This is a genomic window from Streptomyces sp. NPDC050738, from assembly GCF_040654175.1.
Taxonomy (GTDB): Bacteria; Actinomycetota; Actinomycetes; order Streptomycetales; family Streptomycetaceae; genus Streptomyces.
On record NZ_JBFAHN010000004.1, the window covers coordinates 35,475 to 54,592 of the forward strand.

Here is a 19,118-nt window from a genome sequence, read left to right on the forward strand (position 1 = left end):
CGCTAGGCGATCAGGGGCTGGACGAGGACGACCAGGACGACGGCTCCGAAGCTGGCGCAGGCGAGGTTCTTGGCCTTGACGCCGGCGGTCAGCAGACCGAGGCCGATGAGGCCCATGATCCCGAACTGGCCCTGGACGAGCTGATCGAGGCCGACAGCGGTGGCGGCGGCGAGGAGAGCGAAGAGCGGCATGGCGTTGCCTCCTTGGGTCCTTGGTCGCCAACTAGCCGACTGCAACGGCTAGTTGGCGACCAACTCATCTTGAGTTGTCCCCTGGATGCGCGATTGCATAACCATCTCCTCAATATCTCCTCATAGTTGGCTGGCAGTTGTACTGTTGAGGGGTGGAGACGTCGCACCGCACGGTCGCCGATGAGCTGCGGTCCCGTATCAAGGACGGGAGCCTGCAGCCGGGGACGCGCATGCCGACGCAGGCCAGGCTGGCAGTCGAGTTCGGGGTCGAGCGGAGCACGGTCCGCCAGGCGCTGAAGATCCTCCAGGACGAGCAGCTGCTGACCCATGTGACCAAGGGCGCGCCCGCGACGGTGGCGGACCTCACCACCAGGGCCGTACGGACGCCACAGCTGACGATGGTCGCGCTGGCGACGCGGATGGACGCGGCGTTCGCCGCCCGCCATGTGGAGATCGACGCGCTCTGCCTCAAGTCCGCCTCGCTGAATCTCGCGCTGAGCGAGCCGATCCGGCGCATCCACACGGGGCGCATCCAGCCGGCCAAGGTGTCCGTACGCGTCCTGCTGCCGAGCCGCGACATCGATCTGGCCTTCCCGACGACGGTGGCCGACGGGCAGGACGAGCGGCTGCACCGCAACTGGCTGGCGCAGCGCAATGCGCAGGGCCAGGTGCTGCAGGCCAACCTGCTGGCCCTGCGTTCCTCGCACGGGATCGACGTGACGGTGGAGTTCCGCGCGCTGCCGTTCACGCCGCCGGTGAAGCTGTATCTGCTCAACGGGGCGGAGGCGCTCTTCGGGTACTACCTGATCGGCCGCCGCGAGGAGGAGATCGACGACCAGCCCCTGGAGATGTACGACACCCAGGGGACACGGTCGATGCTGTTTCCCTTCGCGCAGGGTGCGGGTGTGCGGGACGCGACGTTCGTGGAGCAGTCGCAGCTGTGGTTCGACGCGATCTGGAACACGATCTCGTCGCCGCTGAGCCTGGAGGCCCCGTAGCCCTAGGACCCGGGTCCGGCCGCGGTGACCAGCAGCACGAGGGCCCCTGCCCCGGCGACGACCGGGCTCTTCGCCTTGGCCCCGATGGCGATCAGGAGAAGACCGATGGCGCTCATCGCTCCATAGCGCAGCTGCACGAGACTTTCGAAGGCGACGACGATGATGGTGGTGAAGATGACAAGGGCGGGCATGGTGGTTCCTCCTTCGGGGCCAACTTGCCGATGGGCGGGGAGGCGGCCGCTTGGCGACCAGGTTGCCGAAGTTGGCAACCAACTACACCCAAGTTATCTCCACTTGGTCACGATCAATAAACAACTTTGAATCAACTCCCGCTAGATGGCTTGGAGTTGTAGCGTCTAGATGTGAGCCAGAACAGCACCTCAGTGAACGGCAGAAAGCCCTCCCACCGAGAAGTGGCCGACACCCTGCGCGAGCGCATATGCAGCGGTGACCTCAAGGCCGGCGACCCCATGCCGACCCAGGCAGCCCTCGTCGAGGAGTTCGGCGTGGAGCGCGGCACCATCCGCCAGGCGCTGAAGATCCTCCAGGGCGAAGGCCTGCTCACGCACGTCACGCGGGGCGCCCCCGCCCGCATCGCGGAGCGCACCGCGGCCGCTGTCCCGAGGCCCCCCGCGAGCGACCAGCCCCGCCCGACGATGGTCGCGCTGGCCGCCCGCCTCGCGGAGGCGTTCGCCGAGACCGACGTCCGTATCGACGTGGTCAGCCTGACGGCCGAATCCCTCAACCTGGCGCTGGGCGAGCCCCTGCGGCTGATTCACGCGGAACAGATCAAGCCAGAGACGGTACGGGTCCGGATCCTGCTCCCGAGCCGAGAGATCGAACTCGCCTTCCCGACGGCGGTCGACGACGGCCGCCGGGACCAGGACGCGGTCCACGGCCGCTGGCTGGGCCAGCGCAACTCCCAGGGCCAGGTCCTGCGCGACAACCTCCGCGCGCTGCGCCCGTACGGGATCGATGTCTCCGTGGAGTTCCGTGCGCTGCCGTTCACCCCGCCGATGAAGCTGTATCTCCTGAACAACTCCGAGGCGCTCTTCGGGTACTACCTGGTCACCCGACGCGAGGAGGAGGTCGGCGAGAAGCAGCTGGAGATCTACGACGCGCTCGGGGTCAAGTCGCTGCTGTTCTCCTTCCAGGGCGGGGACGGGGGCCGGGACGCGGCGTATGTGGAGGAGTCGCAGAAGTGGTTCAACGCCCTCTGGGAAACCATCAGTTCGGAGTTGAGACTCTTCGAGTGACCTCTCCTCGGTGGGCGCCGCCCCGGGCCGTGGTGCTGTGGATGGCCCGAAGAAGCCGTCCGACGCACTCTGGGAATCAACCAGTGCGGAGCTGACACTCTCTGAGTGACTTCTGACGCGACTCAGACAGAATGGGCGGCACCTGTGATCGAGAATGTTGAGCGGGTGATCGCCGAGGCCGAGAACGTTCTCTTCGACTTCGACGGTCCCATCTGCAGGCTGTTCGCCGGGCACCATGCGCACCAGGTGGCGGAGAGCCTGGTCGCCTGGCTGGAGGAGCACGGCCGTCATGTGCTGCTGACGGAGGAGGAGCGGGCGTCAGGCGACCCGCATGCGGTGCTGCGCGCCGTGGACCGCATCCACCCGGGCAGCGATCTGGTCGAGGAACTGGAGGAGCGCCTCACGCGCGAGGAGCTGCACGCCGCCCAGACCGCCTGGCCGACCGCGTACGCGGACCCGCTGATCCAGACCCTGCGGGCGGTGGGCGTGCGCCTGGCCATCGCCACCAACAACTCCCCGCAGGTGGCGCGTGCCTATCTGGAAGGCCGAGGCCTCACCGCCTGCTTCGGCCCCCATGTCTACGGCCGCACCACCGATCTTCACCTGCTCAAGCCGGACCCGGACTGCATCCGCCGTGCCCTGGCCTCGCTCGGAGCACGCCCCGCCCGCTCCCTGATGGTCGGCGACAGCGTCACCGATCTGTACGCGGCGCAGGCGGCCGGAGTGCTGTTCCTCGGCTACGCCCGCAGCGAGGAGAAGGCGAAGCGGCTGCACGATGCGGGTGCGGAGGCCGTGGTGGACTCGATGTTGCCGGTGCTTGAAGCTGTACGGAGGCGAAACGTTCAGGCGTAGAACATGAGCCGGGGTCGCACGCCAGTCCAGTTTCAAGCTTTCTTTCACCCACAGGGGCTAGCGGGTACCCAATCGGCGCTGTGGTAAACGTGGTTGGGGGCTAGGGTGTGGCCCACTGTTGATCCACCGCGAGAGTCTCCCAGGAGCGGCCCGTGGGCAGTCCCCCCGCGGCCGGTCATCGCGCCTCGCGGCTCAGCGATCCCGTTGTGTTCGCCGACTTCACACACCGCGCACTCAGCGGTGGCGAGATGTCCCAGGGCCACCACAACCAGAACTTCCTGGTGACGCTGGACAGCCCCATGGCGCGGCTCGTGGGGCGGGCGCCGGGCGCCCGTGTCATGGTCCGCCAGCGGGTGCCCGACACACTCCCTGTGGTTGTCAGGACATGGCAGGACGAGTCCCGGATCCTGGCCGCCATCCAGGGCGTGCTTCCCCATGTGCCCGAGTGCCTGGCCAAGGTCGGGGACACCGCTGTGCACAGCTATGTGGAGGGTGTGCCGCTCTCCAGTATCTGCCGCAACGGGAAGCCGGTGGACACCCGGCTGATCACCGCTCTGACCGGCCTGCTGGCCCAGATGATGGTGCTGAGACGTGAGAACCTTCCCCGGCTTCCCGGACACTGGCCGCGTGACGGACACAGCCGGTCGTTTCTGCGTACGCTCGCGAACCTCACCGACGAACAGGTCAGACAGCCCAACTGGGCTGAATTCGGCGGGCTGTTCGCGGCGCTCGGGGTGCCCGACGACGCGATGTCCGCCTTCGCGGGACGTCTTCCACCGATGGCCCCGCGCCCGTTCAGCCTGCTGCACACGGATCTCCATCGGGACAACGTCATCGTGTCCTTTCGCGGCGACTGGCCCCTCATCTGCGTGGACTGGGAACTGGCCAGTTACGGAGATCCGCTCCACGACCTCGCCACGCATCTGGTGCGGATGCAGTACCCGGACTTCCAGAAGGACGAGGTCAAGGAAGCGTGGTGCCGTGCCATACAGGTGACCAGACCCGATGCGGTCAACGGCATGGAGTCCGATCTTCGTCACTACGTGGATTTCGAACGCGCGCAGTCGGTCTACCCGGACGTGATGCGGGCCGCACGATCCCTCGGTGACGATGCGGAGCCCGTCGACCTGCCCCGGGCCGGCGAGGCGGTCATCCAGGCGCTGACGGCAGCGCAGGGGCCTTTGAGGCTGCGGGGAATCCCCGGGCCCGGCGAAGTGGAGAGGATTCTCTACCGGTGGCACGCTGCCCGCACCGGGCGCTCCAGCCGGGTACGGCATCCGGCGGCCGGCCTGCGCTGGGTCCCCGATGTGCGGGTGCCCGAACACCCGAACTTTCCCGCGGCCGCTGTCGCCGAAGCCCTGGATGCGGAGGGGGCCGCAACGGCTGCTCAGGTCTTCAAGGGGACCGGTCACCTCAATACGGTGGTCAGAGTCGAGAGCATCCGCGCGACGGTCGTGGTGCGGCGCAAGGTCCGTGAGGTCAGCCGCAGGGAGCCGTGCTTTCTGGACGAGCATGCGGTGCTCCAGGCCCTCGAAGGGCTGCGGGGTGTCCGGGTGCCGAAGATCCTCGCCCTCGGCGTCAGCGAACCGACGGATCAGTTCGCCGTCCACTCCTACGAAGGGCCGGTGGACAGCTCCAGGCCCCCGGATCACCCCGTACAAGGACTGCTGCCGGACGAGGCGGACGATCTGGTCGGACAACTGGTGGCTCTCGTCGAGGTGGACACCCGGGCGCTCGATCCGACGATGGGAAGCACGGTCTTCTACCAGTGGCTGAGCGACAGGCTGGTGGAGCTCGTCGACCGGCTGCCCAAGGAGTCGCTGCAGTTGGCCGGAGCGCTGGGATTACCGCCGGCGCGGCGCCTCAAGGAAATCCTGGCCCGGCATGAGGTCACCCCCCGGAAGCCTGTACTGCTGCACGGCGACCTCAACCCGTGGAATCTCGTCCGAGGAGCCGAAGGAGGCCAACTCACGATCATCGACTGGGAGATGGCGATGGTGGGCGATCCTCTGTACGACCTCGTGCGCCATCTGCATCTGACCCCCAACCGTGCGGAGATCCGCCAGCGCATGCTGCAGCGCTGGCACCGGCGCCTTGCGGCGCACGGGCAGGACTATGTGCGGGGGTGGGAGCAGGACGTGCACATTTACCGGTGGATCGAGATCGTCCGCTCCGCGTACGTGGATCTGGACCGGCTGGTGACCGGGGAGAGCCTTGATGCGCCCAACGTCCGCAGGGCCGTCGACTCGTACGCGATGACCCTGTCGGCGGCGACGGCGTCGCTGGGGCTGCGCTCCAGGCCTGCGGCCAATCCCTATCTTGTTCTTGCGCTCGCCGAGGGTGACTATATGTATTCGAGGTCGAGGGCGCTGAGCTTCATGCAGTGAACAACCCTGTGTGCGGCGGGAGTTGGGGGAAGTTCGGGTGGCTGGCGGTGAAGCGGGAAGTGGCGGCGGACAGCGGCTGAAGTCGTATCTGGAAAGAGCGGAACCCGTGGTGACGCGGATTCTGCTGCTGGGGATATTCGTGACCGGCCTGGTCGCGCAGTTCGTCAAACCGATCGGTGACGCACTCCAGGACAAGACGTTCCTGGGGGGAGCCCTGTTCAGCCTGGTCGGATACATCCTGTACGACGCGGTCAAGGAGATCTCCGCGCGAGACCAGGTGCACGCGCGGGAGGTGATGGAGTCGGACGATCTGGGCGACCAGGTGGCCGCCGCCTTCTCCGCACGCGAGGTCACCGTCTGTTTTTTCGGGTACACGGGGGAAACGCTGGTGAGCAAAATGGTCAGCCAGCTGGAGCAGTTGGTGAGAAATCCGGGAAATACGCAGAGCGTCACCATAAGGATGATGGTGCCGGACTTTTCACAGCAGATGGTCGTACCTGCCAGGGTCGGCCCGGACGGCACCCCGCAGGACGATCCGGTCTTCCGCGCGAGGCTCGACGGCAAGTGCCGCCGCTACCGCGACGACCTGCAGCATGTGACCGACCAGCTGGCTGCTCTGGGGCGGGTGAGGGTGGAGTTCGGCTACCGCCAGTACCAAGGCGTGCCACGCGAGAAGATCTGCATCTTCAACGACCAGCTCGTCCTGCACGGCCGGTACAACATCGCCACCCAGCAGGACTACGGGTCGCATGCCATGTACGACCCCAAGGGATACATGACCGATCTGTACGTGTGGTCGCGCGCCCAGAGCGAGAGCGCCGTCGCCCGGTGGGTGAAGGACCTCGACAACGAGTGGGAGTTCGCCGTCGAGCCGGCATGGAGCAATGTGCCGCAGAGTTGACGTCTCGGGTGAGTACCGTACAAATGAGACGTGTTCAACGCCTAATCCAGGGGGTGGCGCTGTGGTGGGTCATGAGACGGACGGTGGCGGAAGGCCGACGCGGGGAGAGTCCGCGCTCGTGAGTCTGGGGCACCATCTGCATACGGCCTTTGATGCGGATGTCGTCGTGCTGGACGTGCTGTCGCTGACCTCCGAGACGCTCGACATGCATTTGGGGGCGCAGGCCCGGCGTATCGCCGGTGGGGAGATCTCGCCGCGGAGCATTCGGCTGCGGCTGATGCTGCCCGATGTGACGGGGATACGGCTCGCGTTTCCGCGGTCCGTGGGGGATCCGGACGACGATCGGCCGCGTAAGCGGCACCGGGACATGGTGGTCTCCCATGCGCGGTCGCTGCGGGATTCGCTGCTCGGTCTGCAGCGGCGGGATCTGGTGGACGAGGTGTCCGTGGGGATTCGGAAGGTGCCGCTGACTCCCACGCTGAAGATGTATCTCCTCAACGGGGAGCAGCTGTTGGAGGGGTACTACACGCTGGACGAGTGGACTCCCGCGCCCGCCGAAGGCGCGGGAGGGACCATCGTCGACTCGATCGGGCTGGGGGCGGAGCTCTTTCCGTACAGCCGGCGGGATCAGGCGTTCAAGGTGGAGGCCGCGCAGCGGTTCTTCGATTCGTACTGGGAGCAGTTGGGCGGGGAGATGGAGCTCGGGGGCACCCTCTAAGCGACTGTGAGGATCGCCTTGCCCGCCAGGGCGCGGGCTTCTATCGCCGTGTGGGCTTCCGCCGCACGGTCCAGGGGGTAGGTGGCGGCGATCGTGGGGCGGAGGGTGCCCGCGGCCGCCTGGGCCAGGACCTTGGCCGAGAGGCGGGAGATCTCCTCCTGGGCGAACTGGACGTCGGCGATGCCGCGCAGGGTGATGCTGCGGCGCCCCGCCTCCTTTGGGTCGATGGGGGCGAAGCCGCCGCTCGGGGCGCCGTGGGCGGAGACCCGGGCGCCGTCTGCTGCCAACGCGAAGGCCTGTAGGCCCAGTTCGCCGCCCACTCCGTCCAAAATCACGTTCGCTCCCGTGCCGCCCAGTGCCTTGCGCGCCTCGGCCGGCCAGTCGGGGGTGGAGTAGTCGACGGTGGCGTTCGCGCCCAACTCGGTCACCAGGGCCAGCTTTTCGGCGCCGCGCGCCGCGCCGACCACATGCGCGCCCGCCGCGTGCGCCAGCTGGACCAGGAGTGTGCCCATGCCGCCCGCCGCGCCCAGGATCAGGACCCGGTCTCCGGGGCCGATACGTACCCCCTCCACGATGCCGGTGGCGGTGACGCCGTCCGTGGCCAGGGCTGCGGCGTCCAGGAGGCTCAAGGGGGCTGGGATGGGGGTGAGTTGGGTGGTGGAGGCCACCACCTGTTCCGCGTACGCGCCTGTGAGGCCGGGGCCCGCCACCACCCTGCGGCCCTTCCAGGACGGGTCCGTGTCCGGGCCCGTGGACAGGACCGTGCCGGAGAGTGCGCCGCCGGGGGTGTAGGGGGGACGTACGGGGAAGTAGTCGCGGGCCCAGCCCGTACGGATCTGCGTCTCGATGAAAAGCGTGTCGATGTGGGAGACCTGGATGAGGACCTCGCCGGGGCCCGGGACGGGGGCGGGGACCACGGTTGTTCGCAGGACCTCCGGGGCGCCGAATTCGGTGACCTGGATTGCTCGGATTGTCGTCATGGGAGTGAGTCTTTGACCTCAAGCGCCCTTGAGGTCAAGGGGGTTCCGGCATCAGTAGAGGCGGCGCAGGTGCGGCCAGAGCGCGGACCAGGGCTCTGTCGTGCCCGTGCAGAGCATGATCGCCGCGTGCTGTTCCTCGTTGTCGACGTCGTGGCCGTTGTCGACCCGGGTGATCTCGCGGCAGGCGGTGAAGTCGGCTTCGTAGCCTGTCGATCCGCGCTGGAGGATCAGGATCACCGGGCCGTCCCTGGAGTCCGGGGGTGGGCCCCAGTCGGCGAAGCTCATATGGCCTGAGTACGGGGTGGGGAGGCCGCGGGAGGGGCCGTAGCGCACGAGGGCGCCTGCCTGGCCGTAGTTCTGGGCGAGGATCACGGCCCGGGGGCGTGTCGAGGGCGGGACCTTCGACCACGCCTGTGCCACGGCGTCCGTGAGTTGGGGCCAGCCGACTTCCTCTGCTACCTCGGCGTTGACCGCCTGGGGGATTCCTATCGCGCTGACCGGCAGTACGGGGAGGGAGAGGACCGCCGTCATGGCCGCGGTGAGCGCCACCGCGGTCGCCAGGAGGCGGCGGTGTGCCCAGCGGACGGCCGGCTCGCAGCCTGCCGCGAGGAGGACCAGGAGGAGGGGGATCGCGTAGTACGCCTTGCCGCCCGCGGCGATGACCCAGAAGCAGAGCAGGGGGTAGGCGATCGTGAGCGACCTGGCCCAGCGCAGGGCCGGTGTGCGGCGGAGATGCAGCCAGCCGGCTGCCCAGATCGGCACGTAGAGGGGGGAGAGGTAGAGGAGTTGGTCGGGGAAGAAGAGGGCGCGGTTCTCCATGCCGTCGTCGTCGCTGATGCCGCCCGCGACGGAGAACTGCGGCCAGCTGTGCGTCGCCTGCCAGATGAGGTTGGGCAGGGCGAGGGCGGCGGCCAGGGCGATCCCTGCCAGGAAGTGGGGGGAGCGCAGGAGGCGGCGGGGGCCCTGGAGGGCGAGGGCGGGGAGGAGCGAGGCGAGGAGGAGGACGATCAGGTACTTGTTCTCCACGGCGATGCCGGCCGCCGCGCCGATCGCGAGCCACCAGCGGGTGTCGCCCGTACGCAGCAGGCGCAGGACGAGGAGGGTGATCACCAGCCAGGCGAGCAGGTCGAACGTCGCGGTCGAGAGGAGGTGGCCGATGCCGACCACGAAGCCGGAGGTGGCCGCTGTCAGCGCGGCCAGGATCTGGGCCTGGCGGCCGGCGTGGAGTTCGCGGGCTATGGCGGCGACGGTCACAACTGCTGCGGCCACGAAGAGAGTTGCCGCTGTGCGTAACCCTGCGGGGCTCTCGCCGAAGAGTGTGGTGGCGGCGCGGGCGATCAGTGGAGTGAGCGGGGGCTGGTCCGTGTAGCCCCAGGCGGGGTGGTGGCCTGCGGCGAGGAAGTACAGCTCGTCGCGGTGGAAGCCGTAGCGGGGGGAGAGGGCGGTGAGGATCGCTGCCAGGGCGGCGGCTATCGCGGCTACGGGGGCTGCCGCGAAGGGGGCGGGGCCCGGGGCCGTGGGTTCGTCCTGGTGGTGGTCGGCCTTGGCGGCCGTGGCGCCCATGGGCGGAGAGTACGTGCGGAATGGGGGCCACAGTAGACCTGTCCCCGAACCCGCCTCTCAGCCCTGCTATGTGACATTTGCGGCTCCGCCGCGTGGGGGCCCCAGACCCCCGGAGCCCCCGGGCCCCGGTGTGCGGGGGCTCCGCCCCCTGCGCCCCCGTACGCGACCTTCGGCCGCGTGTCCTCAAGCGCCGGACGGGCTGAAATTTGCTGAGCACGGCTCGCAGGTGCGGGAGCCGGACGGGCTTGAGGTGTCCGGGGTGGGTCGGTCCCGTGTCCTCAAGCGCCGGACGGGCTGGATTTCGCCGGCACCGGCTCGCAGGTGCGCAGGTGTTCGCCCAGTGCCTTCAGGCCGGGGACGAACACGTTGTCCGTGAACATCCCCGCCAGTTCGTCCGCGGCCCGCGGGTCGTCCGGGATGAAGTCGGCCACCCACCATGCCTCGGTCGTACCGCCGTCCGCCGCGGCCAGGTGGACCGCGGCGCGATAGCCCGTCACGGGGAACGGTGAGTCGACGAACTCATAGGTGAGCGAACGCCCTTCGTCGACGGCCACCAGCCGCTCGCTGATGGTGTGCTGGTCGATGGTGGTCAGCCGGCGTACCCGGCCGGGCCCGGACGCCGGTCCGCCCCCGCCCACCCCCTCGCTGGTGCTGATCAGCGGGTGCCACAGGGCGATGTCGTCGAACGCCGAGACGGTGGCCCAGACCTCCGCGAGCGGGAACGGCAGGACGGTCGTGGCTTGGGCTCGCATCAGGGCGTCTCCTCGGAGGGTCGGAGCGTAATCCTATGGCAACGCTCCGTGTCGACGGCCTACTTGGACTCGACCGGCAGCAGGCCCCGTTCGCTGAAGACCTTCTTCGCGACGTTCGTCGCGTTGAGGGCCTTGGGGATGCCGCAGTACGCCGCCGACTGCAGCAGCGCCTCGACGATCTCCTGCGGGGTCAGCCCGACGTTGAGGGCCGCATTGACGTGCACGTCCAGCTGGGGCTCGCAGCCGCCGAGCGCGGTGAGCATGCCGAGGGTGACCAACTGGCGGTCGCGTGGGGCGAGTCCGGGGCGTGAGTAGATGTCGCCGAACCCCCAGGCGACGATCGTGTCGCCCAGTGCGGGCGAGATGTCGGCGAGCGAGTCGACCACGTTCTGGCCGCCGTCGCCGACGATGCGGTTCAGCCACTCCATGCCCCGGTCGAAGCGGTCCTGGCCGGTCTCGGGGGCGTTCGTAGGGTTCATAGGGAGACCGTAAGAGTTCGAGTGCGCTCGACGTCAAGGTCCGGGGTGCAGTCCCGGAGTGATCAGGCCCGTTTCGTACGCGACGATCACCGCCTGCGTGCGGTCGCGCAGGCCGAGTTTGTTGAGGATGCGGGCCACGTGCGTCTTGACCGTCGTCTCGCTCAGGTGGAAACGCGCGGCCAGTTCGGCGTTGGTCAGGCCGGTGGCGAGGAGCTTGAGGACTTCCAGTTCGCGCGGGGTGAGTGTGGAGAGTTCGCGGTGCAGGGTCGCGGTGTGGCCCTCGCGGGCGGCGAAGCGTTCGACCAGGCGGTGGGTGATGGCGGGGGACAGCAGCGCGTCGCCGGTGCGGACCAGGCGTACCGCCGCGGTCAGGTGCTCGGGCGTGACGTCCTTGAGGAGGAAGCCGCTGGCGCCGGCGGCGAGCGCCGCGTAGACGTACTTGTCGAGGTCGAAAGTGGTCAGCATGATCACGCGTGGTTCGCCGGGGGCGCCGGTGAGGATGCGGCGGGTGGCTTTCAGGCCGTCCAGTTCGGGCATCCGGATGTCCATCAGTACGACGTCGGGGCGCGTCGCGCGGACCGCTTCCAGCGCCTGGAGGCCGTCCGCCGCCTCGCCCACGACGTCGATGCCGTCCGCGGCCAGGATCATGCGGAAGCCCGTACGGACGAGGGCCTGGTCGTCGGCTATCACCACACGGGGCGGCGCGGGTGGTGCGGTCGCGGTCACGGGGCCTCCAGGGGTATGTCGGCGTGCACCCGGTACCCGCCCGCCGGACGGGCGCCCGCCCGGAGGGTGCCACCGTAGACCGCCAGCCTCTCCCGCAGGCCGATCAGGCCCCGGCCGTTGCCGGCGCGGACCGCCGCGGTCGGGGTGCCGCCGGTGTCCGTCACCTCGATGCGCAGTGCGCCGGGCGTGTGGTCCACGGCGATACGGATCCGGGCTCCCGACGCGTGCTTCACCGCATTGGTCAGCGCTTCCTGCACGACGCGGTACGCCGCCAGGTCGACCCCCGCAGGCAGGGTCGCGGGCGCCCCCGTCACCGTAAGTTCGACCGGAACCCCCGTGTCGCGCACCCCGTCCGCCAGCGCCGCGAGGCGGCCGAGGCCGGGCTGGGGGGCCAGGTCCGCCGTGATCGCCGGGTCGGGGCCGCCCTCGTCGTTCATCGTCAGCAGGCCCATGACGTGGCGCAGCTCCGACATGGCCGCCCGCCCGCCCGTCTCCACGGCGAGCAGCGCCTCGCGCGCCTGGTCGGGTGCCGCGTCCATCACCTTGCGGGCCGCGCCCGCCTGGATCACCATCACGCTCACGTTGTGTGTCACGACATCGTGCAACTCCCTTGCGATACGGGCGCGTTCGCGCTCCACCGCGAGCCGGGTCGCCGCCGCGTGCTCCTCCTGGAGGGTCTGCGTCCGCTGCCGCCAGGTGTGCACCGCGTTGGCCGTGAGCCCGGCCGAGAGCAGGACGAGGAACGGCAGATAGCCGGTGGCCGCATCCGGCATCTCCCCGTTGCGCAGCACCGCGAGGAGCATCACTCCCGTCACCAGGCTGACGACCGTCGCGTGGCGGTAGGGGCTGTACATCATGGCGCTGTAACCGGCGACGACACAGGACGTGAGGGCGATCAGGATCGCGCCGTCGTTGCTCGCACCCGAGCGGATCACCAGCGTCGCGACGACGACGCACCAGAAGGCGGCCAGGGGGTAGCGGCGGCGTACGAGCAGGGGCAGTGCGGTCAGCGCCGCCGCCACCAGCTGCCAGGGGTGGTCCGCGCCGTAGCTGTGCGGGAAGCTGTCCTGCGCCGCCCCGGGCTCGGGCGGGTCCGGGGGCTCGGGCCGGTCCACCCGTACCCCCAGGGGGAGCACGACGTGGCGGGCGTCGGTGTCGGCGTTCGCGTCCGATCCGGACAGGGCGAGGCTCGCCGTGGCGAAGGAGGCCAGCACCAGGGCGAGGATCGCGTCGGCGATCAGGGCCCAGCGGGACGCCGGCCCGGCCGAAGGACGCAGCGGCCCTGTGGTCTGGGTCAGCGCTCTGAAGGCGCGGATCGGGGCGAGGGCTCCGGAGAGGCGCCGCCGTAGGGTGTCGGTCCCTTCCACCAGCTCAGTGTGGGGGGTCACCGGCGCCCGGGGCATCCCCCTCGGAGGGCATGGCCGTACATCGACCGCGTACTTCTCAAGGATGACGAGGCGCGCCGCTCGCTCGTGCGGTGTACGGAAAGTGGGCAGAGCGGGCGACGCGCCCGGCGAGGCGCCGCCTCTAGCGTCTGAGTCTCAAATCCCGTGCAGCGCAACCCTGTTGGAGGGCTCCGTCATGGCCGAAGAGCTGATCGAGATCCGTGCGGCGAGCAAGAAGTACGACGGCGGGCCGCCCGCCCTGGACGGGCTCGACCTCACCGTCCGGGCCGGTGAGGCCCTCGCCGTCCTGGGCCCGTCGGGGAGCGGGAAGTCGACGCTGCTCAATCTCGTCGCCGGGCTCGACCGGCCGAGCGAGGGCAGCGTCACCGTCGGCGGGGTGCGCGTGGATCAGCTGGGGGAGGCCGCATCGGCGAAGTACCGGCGCGAGCGCATCGGCATGGTCTTCCAGTTCTTCAACCTCCTCGACGATCTGACCGTCGCCGACAATGTGCTGCTGCCGGCCCAACTCGCGGGAATGGCACGGCCCGAGGCGCGCGAACGTGCCCACGAACTCCTCGCCTACCTCGGCATCGACCGGCACGCCCGCGCCTACCCCGGCCGGCTCTCCGGCGGCGAACGCCAGCGCGTCGCCGTCGCCCGCGCCCTGATGAACCGGCCCTCGCTGCTCCTCGCCGACGAGCCGACCGGCGCCCTGGACACCGCGTCCGGCGACGACGTACGCCAACTGCTCACCGAGCTCAACGCGGACGGGCAGACGATCGTCCTGGTCACCCACGACCTGGCGCTCTCGGAGGCCTGCGCGACGCGCACCATCGAGCTCGTCGACGGCCGGATCGCCCGCGACCACGTGCGGGCGGTGGCCCGATGAGCGCCCTGGGCAGGGTGGTCCGCTCGGGCGTCGGCAGACGGCGCGTCCAGACCACGGTGCTGGTGCTGACCACGCTCATCGCGGTCGCCTTCTCGATCCTCGGTGTCGGTCTCGTCGTCGCCTCCCAGGCGCCCTTCGACCACGCCTTCGCGCGGCAGCAAGGGGCGCACCTCACCGCTCAGTTCGACGGTACGAAGGCGACGGCGGCGCAGCTCGCGGCGACCGCCCGCGCCAAGGGGGTGACCGCGGCGGCGGGACCGTACGCCGTCGCGCCGCTGAACCTGCGCGTCCAGATGCCGGTGGGGCCGCCGGGTATGGATCCGCACGATGTCGGCATGCAGCTCCCGCAGTCGACGGTCGCGGCCCGGGCGAGTGCCGGAGGCGCGGTCGACAAGGTCTCCCTGGACAGCGGCCGGTGGGTGAGGCGGGCGGGCGAGATCGTGCTGAGCGCGGACCGCATCCCGTCGGAGGCCAAGCTGGGCGCCGAGGTCAAGGTCACGGACGCGCCCGGCGCCACGACGCTGAAGCTGGTGGGGATCGCCACCTCGGTGGGACAGAGCGCGGACGGGTGGGTCACACCGGCCCAACTCACCGCCATCACAGCTCAGTCGGCGAAGACGGCGTATCAGATGCTCTACCGCTTCGACTCCGCGGCCACCACCTCCCAGCTCGCCGCGGACCGCACCGCGCTCGCCGCCGCCGTGCCCTCACGGGCGCTGACCGGCGCGCAGTCGTACCTCTCGGTCAAGGAGCGGGCGGACAGCAACACCGGGGCGTTCGTGCCCTTCGTCGTGGCCTTCGCCGTGCTCGGACTGCTGCTCTCCGTCCTGATCATCTCGCTGGTGGTGAGCGGCGCGGTGGTCGCGGGAACGCGGCGCATCGGCATCCTCAAGTCCCTTGGTTTCACGCCGTTCCAGGTCGTGCGGGCGTACGTCGGCCAGGCGTTGATCCCCGCCCTGGCCGGGACGGGCTTCGGTGTCCTGTGCGGCAATCTGCTCGCCGTGCCGCTGATGGGCGAGGTCGCGGGCGCCTACCGTACGGGCACCCTGCTGATCCCGCTCTGGGTCGACTTCGCGGTGCCCGCCCTCGTGCTCGCCCTGGTCACCGCGACCGCCCTGGTGCCCGCGCTGCGGGCGGGTCGGCTGCGGACCGCCCAGGTGATCACCGTCGGGCGCACTCCGCGCGCCGGGCGCGGCCGCCGTATCCAGAACCTGGTGGGGCGCCTGCCGCTGCCGCGCTCGCTGAGCCTGGGCCTGGCCCACCCCTTCGCGCGGCCTTCCCGTACGGCGACGGTCGCGGTGGCGGTCGCCTTCGGCGCGGTCGCCGTCACCTTCGCGGTCGGCCTGAACCTCTCCCTCAACGCGATCCAGGACGACCGCGACAGGGACGGCATCGGGGCCGTCGCGGTACAGCCGGGGCCTGGAACGCAGCAGGGTCCGTCGGAGGGCGGCCACGCGCCCGCGCTCTCCGACCCGGCCGCGACCGCTGCCGCGATCCGCGCGCAGCCGGGCACCCGTGCGTACTTCGGGACGACCGCCCTCGAGGTGCACGTGCCGGGGATCACCGCGTCGGTCCCGGTCACGGCCTACGAGGGCGACTCCTCCTGGGGTGCGTACCGGATGTACGAGGGCCGCTGGTTCACCGCCCCCGGCGAGGCGGTCGCCCCCACCCGCTTCCTGCATGCGGCGGGCGTGAAGATCGGCGACAGCGTGACGCTCACCAGTCAGGGACACAGCTTCCGGCTCCGGATCGTGGGAGAGGCGTTCGACCTCTCGGAGGACGGGATGGGCGTACGGACCCAGTCCGCATCGCTCGCCGCCCTCCAACCAGGTCTGAAGGCAAGCCAGTTCAATATCGATCTCACCTCCGGCACGAACGTGACGAAGTACCTCTCCGGTCTCAATACCGCGCTGGAGGGATCGGGTTCGGCGGCGGCGAGCACCGCTGAGCTGTTCGACTCCTCGTCGAGCGTCATCCTGATCATGGAGGCGCTGATCGCGACCCTCACGCTGCTCCTGGTCGCGGTGGCGGTCCTCGGCGTGCTGAACACGGTGGTGCTCGACACCCGTGAACGCGTCCACGACCTGGGCGTGTTCAAGGCGCTGGGCATGTCCCCGCGCCAGACCGTCGCCATGGTCCTCACCTCGGTCTCCGCGACCGGACTGCTCGCGGGCCTCGTCGGGGTCCCGGTCGGCATGGCGGTGCACGGCTGGATCACCCCGCAGATGGGCCACGGCGTCGGCACGAACATCCCCTCCGCCGACATCGACGTCTACGACGCCCGGCTGCTGGCCGTGCTGGCGCTCGGCGGCCTGGTGATCGCGGCGGCGGGGGCGCTGCTCCCGGCGGGGTGGGCGGCCAGGACGGGGACGGCGAACGCGCTGCGTACGGAGTGAGGGGGACACCCGGCACACGCACGCGGCCCGCCACTCCAGGTGGCGGGCCGCGTGCGTGTGCCGGGTGTTCAGTTCTCGCTCAGGTCTGGCACTGCTTCGTCGCCGCGGAGGACCAGTTGCTCCACGCGCCGCCGACGGCCCTGGCATGGACGCGGATCACGACCCGCTGAGGGGCGCACACCCGGGTGGTGCTGCCTACTTCCACGGGGCCGAGCGTCTGGCCCGCGCCTACGGAGTTGCGCCCGGTGCCCACCCGGGCCCAGGAGTCGCCGTTGTCGGCGCTCGCGTACGCCTCGTACTCGATGTTCAGCGCCCGCTTGCCGGTGTTGTGCACCTTGATGTGCGCCGAGATGTCCCGGGTGGGGAGGTCGCCGAGCGATCCCCGCTGGGCGCTGATACAGCCGTTGATGCCCAGCGGGCCGACCGACGTACTGCCGCCGCAGGTGATGCCCGCGGCGTGTGCGTCGGCCGGCAGCAGCAGCATGGTGAGTGCGGCTGCGCCCAGGAGTGTGGTGGCACGCTTGAAAATCACTGCCTCATCCTTTGTGTCCTTGAGCTCGATCTCTCTGAAGTGACCATGGCTCGCCCCAGGGGGAGGAGTGCAGATTCTGTGTGTTCTTCACCCAAATTGGTGCAGTCGGCTCATAAAGGTGTGGGCCGGGCGACCCTCACTTCGCCGCCTCCACCAGGCCCAAGTCGTAGGCCAGGATGACGAGTTGGACGCGGTCGCGGGCGTTCAGCTTGGCGAGGAGCCTGGTCACGTACGTCTTGACCGTGGCGATGCTGATGAACATCGCGGCCGCGATCTCCGGATTGGACAGCCCCCGCCCGACCAGGACCAGCACCTCCCCCTCCCGTTCCGTGACCCCCTCCAGGACCCGGCGGTCCGGGGCGGGCGCGGGCGCCGGGCGGTCCGCGAACTCCGCGATCAGGCGGCGCGTGACGCTCGGGGCGATCAGGGCGTCGCCCGCCGCCACGACCCGGATCGCGCCGAGGATCTCCTCCAGCGCCATGTCCTTGACCAGGAAGCCGCCGGCGCCCGCGCGCAGGGCGCCGTAGATGTACTCGTCGTCGTCGAACGTGGTCAGCATCAGGACGTGTGCGGGGCTGCCGGACGCTGTGATCTGCGCAGTTGCCTCGATGCCGTTCATGCCCGGCATCCGGATGTCCATCACCACGACGTCCGGGCGGAGTTCGGCTGTCAGCCGCAGTGCCTCCTCGCCCGTCCCGGCCTCGCCCGCCACCTCCAGGTCGGGTGCGTCCGTGATGACCATCTGGAGTGCGGTGCGGATCAGCGGCTGGTCGTCGGCCAGCAGGACGCGGATCATCGGCTCGCCGCCAGTACGGGGAGGGGCAGGGTCGCGGCCACCCGGAAGCCGCCTCCCGGGCGCGGGGCCGCGGTGAACTCGCCCTGGAGCAGGGAGACCCGCTCGCGCATGCCGATCAGGCCGAAGCCGGATCCGGAGCCGGAACCCGCGTTCGGTGAAGAGCCGCGCCCGCCGTCCACGATCTCCACCGACACGCCGTCCGCAGCCCGGCTGTCGACCGTCACCCGGCAGGACGTCGTGCCCGAGTGGCGCACCACGTTGGTGACCGACTCCTGGATGATGCGGTACGCCGACAGGTCGATCTCCGGCGGGAGTTGACGCCGCTCGCCCACCCACCGGACCTCGACCCGTACCCCCGCTGCCGTGGTCGCGGCAGCGAGTCGCTCGACGTCCGCGAGGCCGGGTGTGGGGTGCAGCGCGGCGGCATCCGAACCGGTGGAGGGCTCCGCCTGGCGCAGCGCCCCCAGCATCCGGCGCAGCCCCGACAGTGTTTCGCGGCCCGCGGTCTCCACCTCGGTCAGAGCGTCGCGCGCCCGGCCCGGCTGGGTCTCGATGACCCGGGCCGCGGCGCCCGCCTGGAGGGCGATGATCCCGATGCTGTGCGCCACCAGGTCGTGCATCTCGCGCGCGATCCGCAGCCGTTCGGCGGTGACCGCCTGGTCCGCCGCACGCGCCGACAGCTGCACGGCGTGCTCCCGGGAGGCCCGGGTCGAGTCGCCGATCAGCCAGGCCACGGCGGCCGTGAGGGCCACCGCGATGAGCGCCGAGGTGCCGATGGGCCAGCCCATGAGAAGCCGTACGACCGCGTAGACGACCGGGGTGCCGACGGCCAGCGCGCCCGCGACGACCGAGATCCGGCGCGGCAGCGAGGACGCGACGAAGCACAGGGCGACGGCGACCGCCAGGAATTGCGGCAGCTGGATCTCCCCGGCGCCGAGCGACGTCGTCGCGGTGACCGCGCCGGCGATCATCAGCCCGAGCGCGGCGAGCGGCCCCCGGCGCAGCAGCGCGCTGCCCGCGAGCGCCAGGGCGGTGCCCAGCGCCGTCGTCATCAGGCCGTCCCAGCGGAAGAACTGCGCCGAGGCCCGCTCGGCAGCCACCGACTCACCGGGCAGCTTGACCCGTACGAGAAAGGTGAAGGCGAGCCCCGCGCACCAGGCGAGCGCGGCCCAGGCGCCGGGCGGGACGCGCTTGTGCAGGGGGGAAGAGGAGGGCGGTATCGCGGACATGAGGCCGAGCGTAGCCGGGAGAATCCGGCCGCACATTGGACCAGGGTTGTACATCCAGGAGGGGACCCACCTGCGGTGATTGCTCCCC

The 19,118-nt window shown here is 70.1% G+C and carries 19 protein-coding genes; 8 read left to right on the top strand and 11 right to left on the bottom strand.

What is annotated here, in order from left to right:
* Window positions 1–2 precede the first annotated feature (2 nt).
* Window positions 3–191, bottom strand: a complete 189-nt coding sequence (locus AB0H78_RS11735) for a hypothetical protein (RefSeq protein ID WP_363234167.1) — start codon at window positions 189–191, stop codon at window positions 3–5.
* A gap of 152 nt (window positions 192–343) precedes the next feature.
* Between AB0H78_RS11735 and AB0H78_RS11740 the strand changes: the two genes are divergently transcribed.
* Window positions 344–1,189: a GntR family transcriptional regulator gene (locus tag AB0H78_RS11740; RefSeq protein WP_363234168.1), complete on the top strand. Its 846-nt coding sequence runs from the start codon at window positions 344–346 to the stop codon at window positions 1,187–1,189.
* A 2-nt stretch (window positions 1,190–1,191) separates the two neighbouring features.
* On the opposite strand, the gene AB0H78_RS11745 is transcribed toward AB0H78_RS11740, so the two are convergent.
* Window positions 1,192–1,380: a hypothetical protein gene (locus AB0H78_RS11745; protein WP_363234169.1), complete on the bottom strand. Its 189-nt coding sequence runs from the start codon at window positions 1,378–1,380 to the stop codon at window positions 1,192–1,194.
* A gap of 171 nt (window positions 1,381–1,551) precedes the next feature.
* Here AB0H78_RS11745 and AB0H78_RS11750 point away from each other — a divergent pair, with 171 nt between their 5' ends.
* The 5 genes from AB0H78_RS11750 to AB0H78_RS11770 all read left to right on the top strand — a co-directional run bounded on the left by AB0H78_RS11750 (window position 1,552) and on the right by AB0H78_RS11770 (window position 7,303).
* Window positions 1,552–2,445, top strand: coding sequence for a GntR family transcriptional regulator (locus AB0H78_RS11750; RefSeq protein ID WP_363234170.1), 894 nt, complete (start codon window positions 1,552–1,554; stop codon window positions 2,443–2,445).
* Window positions 2,446–2,589: 144 nt separating this feature from the next.
* Window positions 2,590–3,297: an HAD-IA family hydrolase gene (locus AB0H78_RS11755; RefSeq protein ID WP_363234171.1), complete on the top strand. Its 708-nt coding sequence runs from the start codon at window positions 2,590–2,592 to the stop codon at window positions 3,295–3,297.
* A gap of 248 nt (window positions 3,298–3,545) precedes the next feature.
* Window positions 3,546–5,684 carry an aminoglycoside phosphotransferase family protein gene (locus AB0H78_RS11760; RefSeq protein WP_363234657.1) on the top strand — a complete coding sequence of 713 codons (2,139 nt, stop codon included), beginning with the start codon at window positions 3,546–3,548 and terminating at the stop codon, window positions 5,682–5,684.
* Between the two features lie 106 nt (window positions 5,685–5,790).
* Window positions 5,791–6,585, top strand: a complete 795-nt coding sequence (locus AB0H78_RS11765) for a hypothetical protein (RefSeq protein ID WP_363234172.1) — start codon at window positions 5,791–5,793, stop codon at window positions 6,583–6,585.
* A gap of 118 nt (window positions 6,586–6,703) precedes the next feature.
* Window positions 6,704–7,303 carry a hypothetical protein gene (locus tag AB0H78_RS11770; RefSeq protein WP_363234173.1) on the top strand — a complete coding sequence of 200 codons (600 nt, stop codon included), beginning with the start codon at window positions 6,704–6,706 and terminating at the stop codon, window positions 7,301–7,303.
* Here the strand turns inward: AB0H78_RS11770 and AB0H78_RS11775 are convergent.
* The 6 genes from AB0H78_RS11775 to AB0H78_RS11800 all read right to left on the bottom strand — a co-directional run bounded on the left by AB0H78_RS11775 (window position 7,300) and on the right by AB0H78_RS11800 (window position 13,170).
* Window positions 7,300–8,283, bottom strand: coding sequence for a zinc-binding dehydrogenase (locus AB0H78_RS11775; RefSeq protein ID WP_363234174.1), 984 nt, complete (start codon window positions 8,281–8,283; stop codon window positions 7,300–7,302). The two genes, AB0H78_RS11770 and AB0H78_RS11775, sit on opposite strands and share 4 nt — an antisense overlap.
* A gap of 51 nt (window positions 8,284–8,334) precedes the next feature.
* A complete protein-coding gene (locus AB0H78_RS11780) occupies window positions 8,335–9,846 on the bottom strand; it encodes a glycosyltransferase family 39 protein (RefSeq protein WP_363234175.1) in 1,512 nt (503 codons plus the stop codon).
* A 278-nt stretch (window positions 9,847–10,124) separates the two neighbouring features.
* Window positions 10,125–10,598, bottom strand: a complete 474-nt coding sequence (locus AB0H78_RS11785; RefSeq protein WP_363234176.1) for an SRPBCC family protein — start codon at window positions 10,596–10,598, stop codon at window positions 10,125–10,127.
* 59 nt (window positions 10,599–10,657) lie between these two features.
* Entirely contained in the window at window positions 10,658–11,077 is a 420-nt protein-coding gene (locus AB0H78_RS11790) for a carboxymuconolactone decarboxylase family protein (RefSeq protein WP_363234177.1), read from the bottom strand.
* 33 nt (window positions 11,078–11,110) lie between these two features.
* Window positions 11,111–11,803, bottom strand: a complete 693-nt coding sequence (locus tag AB0H78_RS11795; protein ID WP_363234178.1) for a response regulator transcription factor — start codon at window positions 11,801–11,803, stop codon at window positions 11,111–11,113.
* Window positions 11,800–13,170 (bottom strand): histidine kinase, encoded by a 1,371-nt coding sequence (locus AB0H78_RS11800; protein ID WP_363234180.1) that lies wholly within the window; start codon window positions 13,168–13,170, stop codon window positions 11,800–11,802. Before AB0H78_RS11800 ends, AB0H78_RS11795 begins: the two co-directional genes overlap by 4 nt.
* Before the next feature lie 214 nt (window positions 13,171–13,384).
* Between AB0H78_RS11800 and AB0H78_RS11805 the strand changes: the two genes are divergently transcribed.
* Together AB0H78_RS11805 and AB0H78_RS11810 are read left to right on the top strand one after the other, a co-directional pair.
* Window positions 13,385–14,077, top strand: a complete 693-nt coding sequence (locus AB0H78_RS11805; protein ID WP_363234181.1) for an ABC transporter ATP-binding protein — start codon at window positions 13,385–13,387, stop codon at window positions 14,075–14,077.
* Window positions 14,074–16,473, top strand: a complete 2,400-nt coding sequence (locus AB0H78_RS11810; RefSeq protein WP_363234182.1) for an FtsX-like permease family protein — start codon at window positions 14,074–14,076, stop codon at window positions 16,471–16,473. The genes AB0H78_RS11805 and AB0H78_RS11810 overlap by 4 nt, the downstream gene beginning before the upstream one ends.
* 79 nt (window positions 16,474–16,552) lie before the next feature.
* On the opposite strand, the gene AB0H78_RS11815 is transcribed toward AB0H78_RS11810, so the two are convergent.
* The 3 genes from AB0H78_RS11815 to AB0H78_RS11825 all read right to left on the bottom strand — a co-directional run bounded on the left by AB0H78_RS11815 (window position 16,553) and on the right by AB0H78_RS11825 (window position 19,030).
* Complete coding sequence (locus AB0H78_RS11815; protein ID WP_363234183.1) at window positions 16,553–17,005, bottom strand: hypothetical protein; 453 nt, start codon at window positions 17,003–17,005, stop codon at window positions 16,553–16,555.
* A gap of 136 nt (window positions 17,006–17,141) precedes the next feature.
* The gene (locus AB0H78_RS11820; RefSeq protein ID WP_363234184.1) at window positions 17,142–17,801 is read right to left on the bottom strand and encodes a response regulator transcription factor; all 660 of its coding nucleotides are present in this window, start codon (window positions 17,799–17,801) and stop codon (window positions 17,142–17,144) included.
* Window positions 17,798–19,030: a histidine kinase gene (locus AB0H78_RS11825; RefSeq protein WP_363234185.1), complete on the bottom strand. Its 1,233-nt coding sequence runs from the start codon at window positions 19,028–19,030 to the stop codon at window positions 17,798–17,800. The genes AB0H78_RS11820 and AB0H78_RS11825 overlap by 4 nt, the downstream gene beginning before the upstream one ends.
* Between the last annotated feature and the right edge of the window lie 88 nt (window positions 19,031–19,118).

What these genes read in the sequence shown, in the direction of transcription:
- AB0H78_RS11820 (WP_363234184.1), bottom strand. Translation starts at nt 17,801, where the DNA reads ATGATCCGCGTCCTGCTGGCCGACGACCAGCCGCTGATCCGCACCGCA.
- AB0H78_RS11780 (WP_363234175.1), bottom strand. Translation starts at nt 9,846, where the DNA reads ATGGGCGCCACGGCCGCCAAGGCCGACCACCACCAGGACGAACCCACG.
- AB0H78_RS11805 (WP_363234181.1), top strand. Translation starts at nt 13,385, where the DNA reads ATGGCCGAAGAGCTGATCGAGATCCGTGCGGCGAGCAAGAAGTACGAC.
- AB0H78_RS11790 (WP_363234177.1), bottom strand. Translation starts at nt 11,077, where the DNA reads ATGAACCCTACGAACGCCCCCGAGACCGGCCAGGACCGCTTCGACCGG.
- AB0H78_RS11785 (WP_363234176.1), bottom strand. Translation starts at nt 10,598, where the DNA reads ATGCGAGCCCAAGCCACGACCGTCCTGCCGTTCCCGCTCGCGGAGGTC.
- AB0H78_RS11810 (WP_363234182.1), top strand. Translation starts at nt 14,074, where the DNA reads ATGAGCGCCCTGGGCAGGGTGGTCCGCTCGGGCGTCGGCAGACGGCGC.
- AB0H78_RS11735 (WP_363234167.1), bottom strand. Translation starts at nt 191, where the DNA reads ATGCCGCTCTTCGCTCTCCTCGCCGCCGCCACCGCTGTCGGCCTCGAT.
- AB0H78_RS11745 (WP_363234169.1), bottom strand. Translation starts at nt 1,380, where the DNA reads ATGCCCGCCCTTGTCATCTTCACCACCATCATCGTCGTCGCCTTCGAA.
- AB0H78_RS11825 (WP_363234185.1), bottom strand. Translation starts at nt 19,030, where the DNA reads ATGTCCGCGATACCGCCCTCCTCTTCCCCCCTGCACAAGCGCGTCCCG.
- AB0H78_RS11760 (WP_363234657.1), top strand. Translation starts at nt 3,546, where the DNA reads ATGTCCCAGGGCCACCACAACCAGAACTTCCTGGTGACGCTGGACAGC.
- AB0H78_RS11775 (WP_363234174.1), bottom strand. Translation starts at nt 8,283, where the DNA reads ATGACGACAATCCGAGCAATCCAGGTCACCGAATTCGGCGCCCCGGAG.